The following is a 15,802-nucleotide window of genomic DNA, read 5'->3' as shown; positions in this document are numbered from 1 at the left end:
TAAGGAAGTATCAGTGAAAATATCCGATCACATGATGGAAAAAGTTGAAGGCCAGAAAGAAAAAATCGGCCAGCTCCTTTTGAAGCATACATCGCTCACCGACGCCCAGCTGGAAGAGGCCCTGGAGATTCAACACGAATCTGGAATGCTTCTGGGTGAAATTCTTTTAAAGAAGAATTACATCAATCCGCACGACATCATTAAAGTGATCTGCCACCAGGTGGACATTCCTTATTTAAATGAACTAAAACTTGAAGAAATCGACCCGAATCTGACGTTAAATATCAGCATCAACTACGCCAAGACTCATGAAGTCCTGCCGATTTTGGAAACGGAGTACTCTGTCACTCTTCTAGTGACGGACCCATTTAACTTTGATGCAATCAACGACATCCAGGAAATTTTTAAGAAAGAAGTAAAGATGGTTGTCGCCAGCCCTCTTAAAGTTCAGGATGCGATTAACCGCATCTACGAAAGAGCAAACCGCAACGTGGTCGACTCAATCGAAGGTGAATTCGACGAGAACCTGGACTTAGACGGACCTATCGATATCCTTGAAGCTGGAGCTGATGAAGCGCCAGTTATCCGTTTTGTGAACTCGATTATCTTCCGCGCGATTAAAGAGCGCGCCTCAGATATTCACATCGAGCCTTACGAAAAAGAAGTCGTCTATCGCTTCCGTATTAACCGAGTTATGAGAGAGATTCTGCGCCAGCCGATTAAAACTCAGGCCGCAGTGACTTCTCGTCTAAAAGTTATGACGAAGTCGATGGACATCGCTGAAAAGCGTCTTCCTCAAGACGGTCGTATTAAAATTAAGATGGCCGGAAAGGACATCGATATTCGTGTGAGTGTTGTTCCTATTCAAAACGGTGAACGTATCGTAATGAGGGTTTTAGAGAAATCAAACAACATTCTGACTCTGGAAAACCTGGGCTTCCACGGGCAAAACCTAAAAGCACTTGATGAACTTTCAAAAAGAAAACATGGTGTCGTTTACGTCTCGGGACCTACTGGTCACGGTAAAACGACGACCCTCTTTGCGATGTTAGACCGTATCAATACACCAGATAAAATGATCATCACCGTTGAAGACCCGGTGGAATACGAGCTGCAAGGGATTTCGCAAATCCAGGTTAACCACAAAATTGACCTGACTTTTGCCCGCGCACTCCGCTCTATTCTTCGTCAAAACCCCGACGTTATCATGGTGGGGGAAACCCGCGACTTGGAAACAGCAGAGATGGCGATCCAGGCTTCATTAACGGGTCACTTTGTTCTTTCTACGATTCACACCAACGACGCTTCGTCTGCTCCTAACCGCCTTATCGATATGGGAGTTCAGCCGTTTCTTATTGCTTCTTCACTGGCGGGAGTTCTTGCTCAACGTCTTATTCGTACTCTATGCAATGACTGTAAAGAAGCTTACACTCCTACTGATTACGACTTCCAGATGCTGGATGTTCACTCAATGCCAAAAGAAGCGACACTTTATAAACCAAAAGGTTGTCCAAAGTGTAACTACCTTGGGTACGCCAGCATGACAGTTGTTTCAGAACTTTTAATTATCACTGACGACATTCGCCCTTTAATTCTAAAGAAGGCCGATGCCTCAACGGTTAAAAAGATGGCAATGAAAAATGGAATGAAATCTCTTCGCCAGGACGCCCTGGAAAAAGTTTTCAAAGGAATCACTTCTGTAGAAGAAATGGTCCGTGCGATCAACGAAGAAGATGAGGAAACACAACACTAATGGCGATTTATAATTATAAAGGGATTGATAAATCTGGAAGTGAAGTTAAAGGCACGGTGAATGTCGAAGGACTAAGTGCTGCCAAGACGCGTATCCGCGGAATGGGAATCATGCTGATTGAAATCAGCGAACAGACTTCCGGATCAGTGAAAAAAAGCGGCGGGATTAATTTCGGAAGTGCCGTTTCAATCAATGACCTCGCCTTAATGACCAGACAGCTGGCCACCCTTCTTCGCGCTAAAATTCAAGTCGTCGAAGCCTTCAGTGCCCTGGTTGACCAGACTGAAAACCCAAGCTTAAAAATCACTCTTTCTGAAATCAGACAAAAAGTTAACGAAGGGTCATCGCTGGCCAAAGCTCTTTCTGATTATCCAAAAATCTTTGACAACGTTTACGTCAACATGGTCGATGCCGGAGAGGCGTCAGGTACACTTGAAGTTGTTCTTTTAAAACTGGCCGATTTTACGGAAGGACAGGTAAAACTAAGAAACAAAGTTAAAGGGGCCATGACTTATCCCATGATCATGATGGGTGCCGGTGGCGCCATGATCGGGATCATTTTTATTTTCGTTATCCCAAAGCTAACCAGAATCTTCGTTTCAATGAAAAAAGAACTCCCTCTTCAGACAAAAATCTGTATCTGGATTTCTAATTTCCTGATGAACTACTGGTGGCTGGTCATTTTAGGGCTCGTTGGCGGATGGATGCTTTTTAAACGCTACATTTCTACTGAGTCAGGACGATCTAAGTACGATGCTCTTGTGCTAAAACTTCCAGTGGTCGGAGAAATCGTGACCATGGTTAACGTCAGCCGTTTTTGCTCGACACTTGCCACACTACTTCAGTCAGGTGTTCCGATCCTGGTCTCAATGAAGATTGTTTCTAACCTTATTTCCAATGTTCACATGAAAAAGGCCATTGAAGACTCTCGCGCAAGCGTCTCCGAAGGAGCTTCACTAACCGGTCCCCTTGTCCGTTCTGAGCTTTTCCCGCCGATGGTAACCCACATGATTAAGTTGGGCGAAAAATCAGGGGAATTAGAACCGATGTTGCAAATTGTTTCAGAAAACTACGAAGATCAGGTAAATTCAAAACTTGCTGGACTAACATCCATCCTAGAACCTATAATGATGGTAGCAATGGGACTTGTAGTAGCATTTATTATCTTCTCGGTAGTAGTGCCGCTTATTGATCTCAATAGCGTTGGAAGATAAAACCAAACAACCTAAAAACATATTTTCTCTTTTTGGAGTCCTAGATGGAAAACATGTCGTTTACTAAAGCTCTTGCTCAGAATCAAAGAGGTTTCTCTTTGATCGAGATCCTCATCGCTCTTACTCTACTAGCTATCGCTGGTACATTCGTTGTTGGTCGTTTTAACGACACACTTATCGAAGGAAAAATTAAATCTGCAAAAATCCAGATGAGTAACCTGGACGCTCGCTTAAAAGAATTCAGAAGAAAATGTAGCTTCTACCCTTCTACTGAACAAGGTCTTGAGGCCCTGATCTCTAAGCCAACAGGCGGAAGAGAGTGTAAGGACTATCCACCTAATGGATTCATTGATGGTGATGGTATTCCAAAGGATCCATGGGACAATGATTATGTTTATGAGTCTGATGGAAAAACTTACAACATCTACTCTTACGGAGACGATGGTGAAGCTGGTGGTGAAGGCAATGATGCTGACATCTATTTAAAAGCACCAAAAGGTGGAGCTGCTGCCTCAGGTGGTGGAGAAACTGGCGGTGAGGCTGCTCCAGCGGAATAAATTTATTCAAGCAAAACTTCTAAAATCAAACCAAGGCTTCACGGTCATCGAAATCCTGATAGCCTTGGTTTTGATCACTCTCGTAATGGCCATGGCCCTCTCTAATCCCTTCTCTACCAGCCAAGATTTAGATCAAGAAAGCGACAACATCGAAAGAGCTATTCGTTTCATGAGCGATGAAGCTGTACTAAGAAACTCAGTCGTTCGCCTGCATTTCATGTTGGGCAAGGCCCCTCAGGAATACGCAGTTGAATATGGCCCGAGCTCTTCTTTTGTCCTTCCCCCAGAACCTGAGTATGAGTCGACATCTCAAAGTAAAGAGGAAGAAGAAAAAGAAGCTAAACGACTAAAAGAAACGAATATGCAATTTAATAAAATTCAGGAATTCCAGGATTCCAACAAAGAATTGCCAGAAGGTGTTAAGATATTAGGTGTTGGCAATGGAAGCTCGGAAAAATTTAAGAGCACCGGTGATGTCTCTGTCTATACTTTCCCTACCGGGGAAAAAGACGATGCGATCATCATCCTGGCCAATGATGAAAATGTGATTTCATTGGAAGTGAATCCGTTTAATCAAAAAATTGAAAAGAAAACTCATAAACTTGAAAACCCTGGAAACCGCGAGATCAACGATCTGCAGTCGGCAAAGGCAAAAGAAATTTTTGAGACATGGCTGAAAGAAAGATAAGGACTACACTTCTTGGCAACCGCTCTGGCTTCACACTGATTGAAGTTATGATTGCTATTGCCATTTTTGCTGTGTTTGCCTCGGCCTTCGTAACCGGATTTGGTTACAACCTCATAGACTCGGGAAAACTTAAGGAAGATATGCTCCTTAAGGATTTCTGCGAAAATAAAATCAATGAAATCATCACGAATCCTCCGGCACTCTCCGACTCTTTAACGTTAACTAAAGACACAAAAGATGTGGAGAACAACAATAACTATCAGACGATTGTTGAGTATAAAAAATTCTTTGTCCCTGATATGTCAAAAATCGAATCAAGTGCGGACTTAGAGCAATCTCAGGAAGAAAGTCAGGAAAAACAGTTAGAAAAAAGAATTTTTACAGTCTTTAAAGAAAATATGGAAAAGATGATCTGGCAGGTTGAAGTCACCGTGAAAAATAAAAGCTCGGGTGAAACTTATAAACTGGATGCCTGGATTATGAACCAGAATGCGGATGTGGCCATTGGATCATTCTAAGACCTGCTCTCCATTAAATAACAATCAGGGCTTCACTCTTTTTGAAGTCATGATCGCTATTACCATTCTTTCTATGATCTCGTTTGCGACCTACAAAATGATCGATACCAATACGGAAACCAAAGACCGTGTTATCAAAGAAGACCGCCAGACTGTTCAGAGCTTAACGGCCATTGGACGTTTAGACAGCGACATTTCTCAAATCTATAATCCACTTTTTTCTCATTCTAAAATTGTTCCGACAGCAAGTAACTCAGCAGATGTTTATGCTGACACTAATACCAATGCTAATGGCGCTTTTGATGGAAGAACTAACAATGGATCTCTAATCCCTCAATTTAAGTCAGAAGAAAAATCGAGCATCATCTTCTTAACTCAGGCCAACCGTAGAAAGTTTTCCGACTCAAAAGAGTCGCGTTTTGCCTGGGTAAAGTACAGCCTGCGCGCCATGGAGCCTGACCCGGATAATCCTGATGATAAAGTCTCGGGCCTTTACGAAGTCGTCCGTCAAACGATTGCTACAGACATCTATAACTCTACTCAAGACTGGTCGAAGCCAAAATTTCAGGTCGTGATGGATAAAGTAAAGGACTTAGAATTTTCTTTCTGGGATGAGAGGACAAAAAAATACACGACTTCTCTTCAGGAATTAAATGAAAATAAAAACCTGATCCGCTCATTAAAAGTCAACGTGACGTGGATTGATGAAGACAAAAACGAACAAAAGCTGGAAAAAACTTTCCGCGTGCTCAATCCATACTTCAACACCAAACAAGACGATATTAAAACCGGGGCCCTTGGAGGCACAGGTGGAGATGGGTCTCAACAAGGTGGTGGATTTGCCGGCGGACAAGGTAGAGGTGCTGATCAACCGGGAGAAGACGATGACAATTAGACCCGGTTTTCTAAAAGCGACAATTAAAAACGAACGCGGAATCGCACTGATGCTGGTCTTAGGGGTTATCGCTATTTTAACTTTCCTTCTGGCCGATTTTACGTTTGAGACCAAACTCAACAAGATTAAAATTTATAATCAACAAGATAAAATCCAGGCGCGCCTTAATGCTGAGTCAGGACTTAACTTCGCAATGGGAAAACTCCGCCTTTATCAGGTGGGAAGAAATAAACTGGAAAAAGAAGAGAGTCTAAAAAGTGCTTTCCCTACTTCCGACTTAGAAAACATTATTATCCAGCCCTTCATCTACCCTATCCCGGAACCAAAGGGTGCAGGGATTATTCAAAAAACAGCGCTGGAAGAATTTAATAAAAAGACTCTTTTTAGAGGCGAAGTCTCAGTGACTTTCACCAAGATCGCCGGGTTCTTAAATCCAAATGGTCTTCGTCTAAAACCAACCAATAATAAATCTGCACAGGACCAGGACGCTGCGGCCGGGGGTTCAGGGGATTTAGACGGAGGAGACTCTGACTCTGGGGATTCTGGAAGCTCTGATGATGGCGACGGCAAAAAAACAAAAACAGAAAGAGCTGACGTTATTATCGAGAAAAAATTAGTAGAGACTCTCCAAAGGCTGATTAAAGATAAGAGTGACACTGATGAAGAGTTCCACGCGAAGTACTCCAACGTCGATCCGGCCTACTTAGTTAAAGAATTAAAATTCTACGTTAATGACTCTTCAAAATTCCAGGACAGCCAAAGACCGGAAGTTGAAGCGAAATTCAACCAAAAGAATATCACTCCCAAACACGCTCCTCTGGCCTCAATTGATGAGCTGTATTTGCTTCCTTCATGGGATGATGCCATCGTTGATCTGATTAAAGACCGCATGAGCGTTCACGAAGTCAGCGTTATCGCCATCAACGAGTTGACTATCGAAGACCTAAAAATCCTTTTCCCAAGCATCAACAACATCCAGATTGAAGAATTCTTCAAATACCGCGATGGAGACGAAGACAAAAAAATTAAAGGTAAAAAGTTTAAAAGTGCTGAAGACTTTAAAAACGTTATTGTTGGAACCCTCAATATTGTCTCAGACACGGACTATAACGAGCGAATGAGTGAACTCAAGCAGGCCGGGCTAACCATCGATACGGCCGGAAAACTTTATAAAGTTAACAGCCGCGGTTCATACAACAACGCCGTTTATAATATTGTGGCCTATGTAGATCTTCCGGTTAAGCCTCAACCGGCCAAGCAAAAAAAGCCAAACGAACCAGCTGACCCGGGTGGTGACGGCAACCCTCCTGCTGGCGATCAAGGCCAGGGGCAAGGTCAAGGATCAGGGGGCGGCGACAAAAAAGATGAAAAGCCTCAGCCTGTTGAACTCCTTCTTCCGCGCGTAATTGAAATGCGACTAGAATAGTCGGAGAACCTTTTTTCCCTTATAATTTCCTATGCTTCATTAGGCTTTGCCCTTAAACTTAAACTATGAACATACTGGCCATTGATATTGGTGCCTATTCAGTCAAGTTTATTGAGGTGAGGCCCGAGCGTAAAAATTATGTGTTGGTTGAAAAACAAGAAATCATTCTTGAAGAAGTAAAACCGCATTATCCAAACATCGTAAGTCTTTCTGATTTGCAGAAAGAAATTATCAGCAATTATATTCAAAAAAAGCCAAACGATATCAGAATCATTATGCAAATGCCTAATGAAATGCTGACGACGAGATACCTGGAAATTCCAGGTACATCGAAAAGAAAAACAGAACAGATCATTCCGTTTCAATTGGAAGAAAACCTTCCCTACTCGCTAAACAATGCTCACTTCAGCTCGCGCATCAATAAAAAGAGCAACAGCTTTTCTGTTTTAAGTAACATCACTCAATTCAGTGTCTTTAAAGATTTTTTTGGTTACTTTGAAACGAAGGAAGCTCAGCCTTCTATCGTGACCAGCGAAGTTTCTGTTATGCAGGCCTATGTGGATCACATCCGCATGAACGATACTTGTTGTATCATCGACCTGGGACACAAGACGACAAAAGTTTACTTTGTTCAAAACCGTCAGATTGTTTCTAACCACACTTCTTACGTGGCAGGAAATGCTATCAACGAAGTCATCGCCAGAACGTATCAGATCTCGCTGGAAAATGCGATTATCTATAAACATGAAAACGCTTTCATGCTTAACGATGAACAGCTGGAAGAAGTTTCTCCTGAACAAAAAGGGTTCGCTCTTTTAATGAAGCAGGTCTTCAATCCTCTGATCCTCGATTTAAAAAGATGGGAAATCGGCCACCGTGTAAAATTTGGAACGAGTATCGACAAGTTTTATATCTTTGGTGGAACAAGCAGCATCAATAACATTGATAACTTTATTTACTACCATACTGGAATTCCAGTGGAGACATTGCCTCCGCTTCTGGATTTAAAGAATGATTACACGGCCCACGATAAAAACTTTTATCTGGCAAAGATGATGGCCATCTCTCAAAAGGCCCCATCAAGTATCATCAACTTCCTGACGGGGAAATTCCAGACTGCTTCCAATGCTTTTATCTCAGTTCACTCTGCGGTCTTTATCTGGGTAAGAACGACTTTCATCGCTCTACTTTTGATCTTAGGTCTGGTGGGTGAAAGATTTATTTTCCTGCAAAAGCAAAACGCTGATGCCGACAAAAAAATCAAAGCACTTCTTAACCGCGGAAATTTAGCACTGTCTGCTCCAGATAGAAAAGCTTATGAAAAAAACCCGAACCGCGTTTTAAACGTTCTTAAAAAGAAAAATAAAATCGTTAAAGATGAAGTTTCATCGATTCTTTCTTCTCAATCAGTCAACGCTCTAAGGCCTCTGGCCCTACTGAGCAAGACGATTAACAACAACCCAAAAGTGAATCTTGAAAAATTCACCAGCGACGGGTTTGAAGTTAAAGCGGTCTTCTCTTCACTTGAGCCGGTTGAACTTGAGAACATGGAAAAAGTCCTAAAAGGCTCAGGTCTTCCCGGACTCGTCGTCAACTACAAACCTGGACAGGCCACTTTGGAACTCCAGTTTGAGGATAAATAGTCATGGAAAAATCATCGAATCTTTTTATTAAAATTGATGAGTTTATTTTTCAAAAGCTGGATGCTTTAAAAAGCGAAGGCGTTTTCCAGAAGTTCAACGATGCTCTGGCAAACCTGGATGAAGACCAACAAAAGATTGTTGCCCAGGTAACAACTTTCACTTTGATTATTATCCCTTTTATTTTCGTTGCTGTTTTATGGTGGGGAAATTCTCAGTCGAGAAAGGCCATTGAGACGAAAAAACAAATCATGGATCAGATTGCGCTTTTTGACGGGAACAAAAATACCCTAAACAACATCAGCGCCAACTACCTTGCCCCTTCTTCAATCATGGGCCAGGACGACTTAGACAATAGAATGAGAAACATCCTTTCTCAAAGCTCGATTGATCAGTCAAAAGTGAACATTTCAAACTTCACTCAAAACTCGATTTCTTCAAGCATCAACAAGACAGAAGCGGAACTTGTCTTCCAGGGATTTGGGACCAATGATTTCTCAAATTTCATGCGCGCTCTGGTTGACCAGGAAAGATTTAAAATTTTAAAAATCAATCTGAATAAAAACAATGAAACGAACCTGCTTCAAGGAACAATCTCCCTGATGCATATGGGTCCCAATCTTAATCAATAATGAAGAAGAAAAGAATTCAGTATAATGAACTTAACGAAGAAATCTACACGCCCAAATACTGGACGAAGGCAAGACTCGTTGTCATCGGTTTCATTCTGCTGTTTCTTGGTTTCATGGTGAACTTTTCATTAGAAGAAAGGGTGAATAAATTTCTTCAGACGAAACTTGGCCAAAACCCTTCGTGCCCTATTCAATTTGAAAAAGTAGAACTCTCTTACCTACTTCCTAAAGTAGTGATGAGAAAGCCGGTTATTCTTGGTGCCTGTTTCGGCCAGTACAACAACCGCCTGGAGTTCCAGGATATCAAAGTTGCTTTCCACTCTCCTAGCTTCTATCCCGTTGGTCTAAGACTGCATGTTGAAGCAAGAAGCGGAAAATCTTATATCAATCTCTACCCGGTGATCTCGGTCTTCTCGCAAAACGTGAAGATTGAAAAAACCCGCGTAGACACCCAGCTTTTTGCCCCAATGACAGAAGCAAACCTTTCACCAGTTGCCGGAACTCTTAGCATTGAAGGCTTCTTTGAATTTAAATCAGGATCTCTTCACGATGGTGAAGTTGATATCGTTTCACGCAACTTCTCTCTTCCTTCTCAAAACATCAAAGGTTTCGAGTTGACTCAAATCAACCTGGAAACGCTTAACATTTCAGCTAAGTTTGATGACCCAAGCAACATCTCTATTGAGCGCATTCAGATTGGTAAAAATAACGCTCCAGTCGAACTGAACTTAAAAGGGAAAATCAGAGTTAACGAAGCAGACTTCATGGGTTCCATGCTAAATCTTAGCGGGAACATGAAACTTACCAACTATATTTTGACGAACTTCGCCTTCTTAAAACTATTCTTGCCTGAGTCAAATACCAGTGGTAATTATCAGTTAAAGGTCAATGGACCTCTTAGAAACCCTGGTGCTCCTCAAATCCTATAAAACGTATGCAGACACAACAGCTCGAAAAAATGCTCGCTCACCATTTAGCGGGTAACCTTCCTCACCACGCCATCAAAGACGTTTATGAATACGCTGTGCTTCCTGGTGGAAAACTTTTTCGTCCTCACCTGGTCTGGTCTGTTTTTTCTGATTTAAATCCGGAAGCATTCCTGGCCTCGAAAGAAAACTTAAATTCTAACCACGCTAAACTCTCTTCTGGCGTGGAATTTCACCATACGTACACTTTGCTTCACGATGACCTGCCGGCGATGGATAACGACCTTACAAGGCGTGGAAAGCCGTGCACGCATATTGCTTACGGTGAATGGCAGGCACTTCTTGCTGGAGATGGCCTGTTAAATATTTCTTATCAACTGCTTTCAAAAATCAATCACCCGAGATCGCAGGACCTATTTAGATTTTTTAGCTGGGCGCTTGGCCCAAAGGGATTGATCCACGGTCAGGTTTTGGATCTTTCTCACGAGATGACAAAATCTTTTGCCAACACTCTTCGCACCCACGAACTAAAGACGGCCCGTTTGATTCAAGTGGCGATTCTTGGAAGTGCACTCATCTCACTTCCAAAAAAAGACGCAAGAAAAGAAAAGGCCCTCTGGAGATACTCAAGACTTCTGGGCGTGAACTTTCAGCTCATTGACGACCTTTCTGAGCTTGCTGAAAGCGAACTCTCTCAGCATGAGCTGGATGTGAATCCATGGCTTCGTTTTGGCGAAGACTGCCTTCAGGAGACGTCTCGTGGTCTTTTTGAGTTCGCTCGCCTCTCGGGTGAATTAAAATTAAAGAATACAGATAAAATCGTGGCAGATTACTACGCAAAGATGCTCTCGATTATTGAACCGAACCTAAAAACAATCAATGGTCACTTAAAAGGGAAACTGGACTTAGCTCCAGTGATTCTTATGATGAAGACCTTCGGTAATGTGTAGAATCTCTTGAAGCTTTGACTTGGCGGCCATCAGCTTTTGGAAGTCAGATTCAATCAACACTCTCTTAGTCATAGATTCACGGACAACTTCTTTTTGAGAAGTTCTTTCCGGGTAAATAGGTGCTTCTGGAATAGAGTCATTTGCCAGGAATTCATCTTCATGAAGAGCTTCATCGTCTTCGAATGAAAAGTTATCGGCAAAACTTGCTTCAACAAGAGACTCGCGAGGCATAAGAATTTTCATCTCTGCCTTCGCGCGCTCAATTGTCATTTTATCTTCGAATAGTAATTTTTTGATGAGAAGAATCGCTTCGATATCGCGATGTTCGTAAAGTTTTTGTCCTGATGAAGAAGTCATTGGAGCAATCTCTGTGAACTCTGACTCCCAAAAACGTAAAACATAAGATTTTACACCAGTGAGCGCACAAACTTCATTGATCTTGAAGGAAGATTTGTTGGGAATTTCAATTGGTCCAAACATTAATTATCCTCTGCCCTACTTCAGAACAACGACTAATCGTTGTCTTCATCCTCAGGTGAAAAGTCCATATCGTCATCACCATCATCAGTGTTCGACATGAATGAGCTTAGAGCTCTTGCCGTTCCTTCTTTTGGAGGAAGTGACTTATTTTCATTTCCTTTTTCATCCAGACGGTGAGCATATCTCATTGTGACATCTTCTTTAAGCACTTGTGAAGGCTTAAAAGTCAAAACTCTTCTTGCAGAGATGTCCATTGCTTCACCTGTTTGCGGGTTACGCCCTACACGTGTTGCTTTATCTCTGATGGAAAAATTTCCAAAACCAGATATCTTTACCTTCTCTCCTTTTGAGAGAGTATCTTTGATTACTTTAAATACGAGATCAACTAAATCTGCTGCTTCTTTCTTCGAGAAACCAGCTTCTTTATACACTCGTTCAACGATGTCGGCCTTCGTGAGACTCATTATCTTCCTCCATGAAAATTATGTGCGCCATAAACCATATATTAGCAGGTTAACTTAGAAGGTCATTTTTTTCTATAAAAAAATTCAAGGTTTTACGTTTAATCGAGCTTGTCGCTCAACTATTTGCGCTTAACTTTCTTTTTTCCTGACTCTTTTTCAATCTTTTTCTGCTGATTGGCCTTCTCAGTATCTCTTTGCTTCATCCAGGCCGTAAGCTTCTCATCCACTTCACGAAGTTCTTCGATAAGTTTCTTTTCAACTAGCGTCTTTGACTTAGCAATTTTGTCAAATTCTTTAAGAGATGCTGAATCATCCTTCACCATGAGCTGACGTTTTTCAACTTCTTCTTTGGTCATACGGTAGATCGGCATGTCGGCCAGGTACTCAGCAAACGTGAATTTCTTTTTATCAAGGTATTCAACGTAAGATTTTCTGTTCGTCGACTTTGTCGCTACTTCGTATTCTTTTTCTTTGATGAAGCGGATGATTTCGTTGTTTTGACGGATCTTCTTTTCAAGATCTTCAACCATTAATTCATAACGACGCTTAACAACTTCAAGTCTCTTTGCCCCGAAGATCTCAATGATCTCTTCTGGTGCATTAAAAATTCTTACCCCGCGCTCAGAGATAAGCGTGTAGTTTGGAACCAGAGTTGAAGCTGTCGACATTTTCTTGATCACTTCTTCAAGTGGTGGCTGCTGCCCCTTCTTGAAAATAAGTTCAATCTTAATGTCGTTGTTAACTGAAGAGTCGATAAAGTCTTTGATATAATCTTCATCAATGAACTTAGTTAAATAACGGTACACTTTCGCAGCATCGTATCCGCGAGGAAGCTCAGTGATGTAAATTGAACCGTGGATTTCTTCGAATTTCATTCCGAAAACAAGACGGCCTTTTTCATCTACTTCAATTTTATTTTTGTAAGTGTGAACGTAACTCTTAAGCTTTTTAGCTTTTCCAGTTTCAATGAACTGAATGATTGAGTTTACAAGATCAGAGTGGTGGAAGCTTGGAATAACAGATGAGAAACCTGTTCCAATTCCTTCTGCTCCGTTCATTAACATGATAGGAAGCTTTGGAAGAAGACAAACCGGCTCCATAACTTTTTCATCGTAGTTAGGAACCATGTCGACCTGGTTCATGTCATCAAATAACAGGAACTCAGTCATTTTTCCAAGTTTACATTCGATATAACGTGAAGCTGCCGGAGCAGTTTCCATTCTTTCACCGAAGTACCCTTTTTTGTCGATCAATGGATAGTTGTTTGAGAAGGTATAATCCTGGGCCATGTTAACGATGGCCGATTCAACTGAAGCAGGTCCGTGCGGGTGCAGGGTTAATACTAACCCGGTTGCACTGGAAACTTTCATCAGTCCTTTTGATTGGTTTTTCCACAGAGTGAAAAGAATTCTACGCTGACCAGGCTTTAATCCATCTTGCAGGTATGGAATCGCACGATCCATCAACGTATAGATTTGGTAATTTCTATATTCTTCTTTTACAACTTCAGTAAGTGATACTGAATCCAGAGCGTGAAGATATCTTTCTTCCATTGTACTTTAATCCTTTCTTTCTATTTTTTCTTTTTAGTCGCTTTCTGTACTGGTTTTGCTTTCGCTGTTGTTTTTGTAGCTTTCGGGGTCGCTTTTTGAGTTCCCTTAGCAGCAGCTTTTTTAGCAGGTGCCTCTTCTGCGGCGATGGCCCCAGTAGACTCTGCATCCAGTAGTAGTTCTTTTCTTAAATTTGTATCTTTACCAAAACAAATATCTAGAGTTTGTTTTGCAGAATCCATGTCATCGACACTGATTTTTGTAAACTCATCACGGCTTAGTGTGTACTTGAAGGCCTCTGGAGACATCTCTCCTAGTCCCTTGTTTCTTTGGATTTCTTTAATTTTTACCCCTGATTTTTTCAGTTTCTCTAACTGTTCATCGCTTTCCACAAAAAGCGTTTCTTTGTCAGTGATAACCTCAAAAAGTGGAGCTTTAGCAAACTGGATAGCACCTTGTTCGTAAAGTTCCGGCCAGAAAGTGAAGAAGAAATTCACTAAAAGCGTGTTGATGTGACCACCATCCACGTCCGAGTCGGCAAGGAAGACGATTTTAGAATAACGAAGATTTTGTGCATCAGCTTTTTGCCCGATAGTTAGACCAATCGAGGCCATGATGTCCATGAATTCCTGGTTATTGATAACATCGTTAATCGATGCCTGCATGACGTTCATCGGTTTCCCTTTGAGCGCAATACCACCCTGGTAAAGTTTATTTCTTGCTGAACGAAGTCCACCAATCGCCGAGTCCCCTTCACAGATGAAAAGTGTACACAGGTGACGGTCTTTTCTTTCGTTAGCATCAAGGAGTTTTTCAACTCTTTGTTTTTTTGCTTTTTTCCCTTTTAGAGAGGCGTCTTTTAATTCCTGGAATCTATGGCGCGATTTTGCTCGCTCTACAACCAGCTCTAAAAATTCCTTATTTTTTCTAAGGAATTTCTCGAGATTGTCTCCCATGAAATGTTCAATCCCTTTTTCAAGGTTTAAGTCGCGAACAAGTTTTCTTTTCGTTTGAGATTCAAAACGCGGGTTAGGCATTGTGATTCCCATAACAAAAGTCATACCTGTAAGAACGTCGTTATCAACGACAGAAATCTTCTCTTTTTTAGCTGCGCGCTCGATTTTTTCCTTAACAGTGTTAATGAAAATTCTCTTTACGCGGTCGTGGTGGAATCCACCGTCAAAAGTCGGTGTAGAGTTTACGAAAGAAATGAATTTTTCGCGCTCTTCTGACTTTTTATCCAGGGTAACTGATAAGTGGAAATCGATTTTCCCCTTAACTTTCTTCCCTTTTGCGTTTTCTGTTTCGTAAATGTAAGCCTCTTCGCCCACTAGCTGAGCAGAAGCTGCATCAATTCTTTGAGCAAGCTCAAAAAGTCCCTTTTTAAACTGGTATTTTTCCCCGTTAAAATAGAACGTCAACCCTGGGTTATTGTAAGCAAGGTCGATGATACGCTTTCTAAGTAAATCCTCAGAAATTTCGTTGTTTTTATAAACTTCTTTTGAAAGTGTCAGTGTAACAGAGACACCTGAAGCACCTTTAAAAGGCTTTGGTTTTGTCTTTTTTGTCTGAAGAGCACCGTTAGTGAATTCCCACGTCTGCTCTTGCTTAGAATTGTAGTGTTTTACAGTCGCTACAAACACGTCAGAAGTTAGACAAGTTGCCGCTGCTCCAAGACCGTTTTGCCCTAGAGTTCTGTATAAAAATCCCTTCTCATCCGTCTCTTCGTCTTTGAACTTCGATCCGGTTCTAAATTCCGTGTAAACTTGAGGCACTTTATCGATAGGAAAACCAATTCCGTTATCCGTGATAGTGACCGTCTTTTTGTCAGGTGAAAGCGTCGTGTGAATTTCAGTAACGTGACCGCGGTAATACTCGTCGATACTGTTATCTAAAATCTCTTCAACGGCCTTTGATTTTGCCTGGTGAAATTTAATTGTCTTAAATTCGATGCCATTTGGCTTATAAATATAGGCATCTAGGTCTTCTACATCGTTACTTCCAAAAACAAGCGTCACGCGATTACGTACGTGCCAACGCTGATCCTTGCTCTCAATTAAGGCGTCTTTTGTGTTACCTTTACGGGTAACCGGGCCTACACTACTCATT

At 41.6% G+C, this 15,802-nt stretch carries 15 protein-coding genes; 11 read left to right on the top strand and 4 right to left on the bottom strand.

Features of this window, described 5'->3' with window-relative positions; translation table 11 throughout:
* Positions 1–13 precede the first annotated feature (13 nt).
* From gspE to AC6JA8_RS07685, 11 genes are all read left to right on the top strand, one after another.
* Entirely contained in the window at positions 14–1,753 is a 1,740-nt protein-coding gene (gene gspE / locus AC6JA8_RS07735; protein WP_497976551.1) for a type II secretion system ATPase GspE, read from the top strand.
* Positions 1,753–2,967 carry a type II secretion system inner membrane protein GspF gene (gene gspF, locus AC6JA8_RS07730; protein ID WP_497976550.1) on the top strand — a complete coding sequence of 405 codons (1,215 nt, stop codon included), beginning with the start codon at positions 1,753–1,755 and terminating at the stop codon, positions 2,965–2,967. Before gspE ends, gspF begins: the two co-directional genes overlap by 1 nt.
* Positions 2,968–3,011: 44 nt before the next feature.
* On the top strand, positions 3,012–3,524 hold the full coding sequence (gspG, locus tag AC6JA8_RS07725) for a type II secretion system major pseudopilin GspG (protein WP_497976549.1): 513 nt from the start codon (positions 3,012–3,014) through the stop codon (positions 3,522–3,524).
* Entirely contained in the window at positions 3,466–4,212 is a 747-nt protein-coding gene (locus AC6JA8_RS07720; protein ID WP_497976548.1) for a pilus assembly FimT family protein, read from the top strand. The genes gspG and AC6JA8_RS07720 overlap by 59 nt, the downstream gene beginning before the upstream one ends.
* Positions 4,194–4,730 carry a type II secretion system protein gene (locus tag AC6JA8_RS07715; RefSeq protein ID WP_497976547.1) on the top strand — a complete coding sequence of 179 codons (537 nt, stop codon included), beginning with the start codon at positions 4,194–4,196 and terminating at the stop codon, positions 4,728–4,730. The genes AC6JA8_RS07720 and AC6JA8_RS07715 overlap by 19 nt, the downstream gene beginning before the upstream one ends.
* A complete protein-coding gene (locus AC6JA8_RS07710) occupies positions 4,717–5,625 on the top strand; it encodes a prepilin-type N-terminal cleavage/methylation domain-containing protein (protein ID WP_497976546.1) in 909 nt (302 codons plus the stop codon). The genes AC6JA8_RS07715 and AC6JA8_RS07710 overlap by 14 nt, the downstream gene beginning before the upstream one ends.
* On the top strand, positions 5,615–7,051 hold the full coding sequence (locus AC6JA8_RS07705) for a hypothetical protein (protein WP_497976545.1): 1,437 nt from the start codon (positions 5,615–5,617) through the stop codon (positions 7,049–7,051). The genes AC6JA8_RS07710 and AC6JA8_RS07705 overlap by 11 nt, the downstream gene beginning before the upstream one ends.
* A gap of 65 nt (positions 7,052–7,116) precedes the next feature.
* Positions 7,117–8,694, top strand: a complete 1,578-nt coding sequence (locus tag AC6JA8_RS07700; protein ID WP_497976544.1) for a type II secretion system protein GspL — start codon at positions 7,117–7,119, stop codon at positions 8,692–8,694.
* Positions 8,695–8,696: 2 nt separating this feature from the next.
* The gene (locus AC6JA8_RS07695) at positions 8,697–9,323 is read left to right on the top strand and encodes a hypothetical protein (RefSeq protein ID WP_497976543.1); all 627 of its coding nucleotides are present in this window, start codon (positions 8,697–8,699) and stop codon (positions 9,321–9,323) included.
* The gene (gspN, locus tag AC6JA8_RS07690; protein WP_497976542.1) at positions 9,323–10,252 is read left to right on the top strand and encodes a type II secretion system protein GspN; all 930 of its coding nucleotides are present in this window, start codon (positions 9,323–9,325) and stop codon (positions 10,250–10,252) included. The genes AC6JA8_RS07695 and gspN overlap by 1 nt, the downstream gene beginning before the upstream one ends.
* A gap of 5 nt (positions 10,253–10,257) precedes the next feature.
* Positions 10,258–11,199 carry a polyprenyl synthetase family protein gene (locus AC6JA8_RS07685; protein WP_497976541.1) on the top strand — a complete coding sequence of 314 codons (942 nt, stop codon included), beginning with the start codon at positions 10,258–10,260 and terminating at the stop codon, positions 11,197–11,199.
* Here AC6JA8_RS07685 and AC6JA8_RS07680 read toward each other — a convergent pair.
* From AC6JA8_RS07680 to AC6JA8_RS07665, 4 genes are all read right to left on the bottom strand, one after another.
* The gene (locus AC6JA8_RS07680; RefSeq protein ID WP_497976540.1) at positions 11,155–11,679 is read right to left on the bottom strand and encodes a MerR family transcriptional regulator; all 525 of its coding nucleotides are present in this window, start codon (positions 11,677–11,679) and stop codon (positions 11,155–11,157) included. The genes AC6JA8_RS07685 and AC6JA8_RS07680 overlap by 45 nt on opposite strands.
* Before the next feature lie 32 nt (positions 11,680–11,711).
* Positions 11,712–12,143 (bottom strand): integration host factor subunit alpha, encoded by a 432-nt coding sequence (locus AC6JA8_RS07675; RefSeq protein WP_102243248.1) that lies wholly within the window; start codon positions 12,141–12,143, stop codon positions 11,712–11,714.
* A 119-nt stretch (positions 12,144–12,262) separates the two neighbouring features.
* A complete protein-coding gene (locus AC6JA8_RS07670) occupies positions 12,263–13,696 on the bottom strand; it encodes a DNA gyrase subunit A (RefSeq protein WP_497976539.1) in 1,434 nt (477 codons plus the stop codon).
* Between the two features lie 20 nt (positions 13,697–13,716).
* A complete protein-coding gene (locus AC6JA8_RS07665; protein WP_497976538.1) occupies positions 13,717–15,801 on the bottom strand; it encodes a toprim domain-containing protein in 2,085 nt (694 codons plus the stop codon).
* Position 15,802: the final 1 nt, after the last annotated feature.

It is taken from the genome of Bacteriovorax sp. HI3 (genome assembly GCF_059738875.1).
The sequence above is the reverse complement of the archived record's forward strand: the minus strand, read 5'-3'. Positions and strand labels throughout refer to the sequence as shown.

Bases quoted from the DNA above. Each gene is read 5' to 3' on its own strand.
- AC6JA8_RS07715 (WP_497976547.1), top strand. From the start codon at position 4,194: ATGGCTGAAAGAAAGATAAGGACTACACTTCTTGGCAACCGCTCTGGC.
- AC6JA8_RS07695 (WP_497976543.1), top strand. From the start codon at position 8,697: ATGGAAAAATCATCGAATCTTTTTATTAAAATTGATGAGTTTATTTTT.
- AC6JA8_RS07700 (WP_497976544.1), top strand. From the start codon at position 7,117: ATGAACATACTGGCCATTGATATTGGTGCCTATTCAGTCAAGTTTATT.
- AC6JA8_RS07675 (WP_102243248.1), bottom strand. From the start codon at position 12,143: ATGAGTCTCACGAAGGCCGACATCGTTGAACGAGTGTATAAAGAAGCT.
- gspF (WP_497976550.1), top strand. From the start codon at position 1,753: ATGGCGATTTATAATTATAAAGGGATTGATAAATCTGGAAGTGAAGTT.
- AC6JA8_RS07705 (WP_497976545.1), top strand. From the start codon at position 5,615: ATGACAATTAGACCCGGTTTTCTAAAAGCGACAATTAAAAACGAACGC.
- AC6JA8_RS07685 (WP_497976541.1), top strand. From the start codon at position 10,258: ATGCAGACACAACAGCTCGAAAAAATGCTCGCTCACCATTTAGCGGGT.
- AC6JA8_RS07670 (WP_497976539.1), bottom strand. From the start codon at position 13,696: ATGGAAGAAAGATATCTTCACGCTCTGGATTCAGTATCACTTACTGAA.
- gspG (WP_497976549.1), top strand. From the start codon at position 3,012: ATGGAAAACATGTCGTTTACTAAAGCTCTTGCTCAGAATCAAAGAGGT.
- AC6JA8_RS07680 (WP_497976540.1), bottom strand. From the start codon at position 11,679: ATGTTTGGACCAATTGAAATTCCCAACAAATCTTCCTTCAAGATCAAT.
- AC6JA8_RS07665 (WP_497976538.1), bottom strand. From the start codon at position 15,801: ATGAGTAGTGTAGGCCCGGTTACCCGTAAAGGTAACACAAAAGACGCC.
- gspN (WP_497976542.1), top strand. From the start codon at position 9,323: ATGAAGAAGAAAAGAATTCAGTATAATGAACTTAACGAAGAAATCTAC.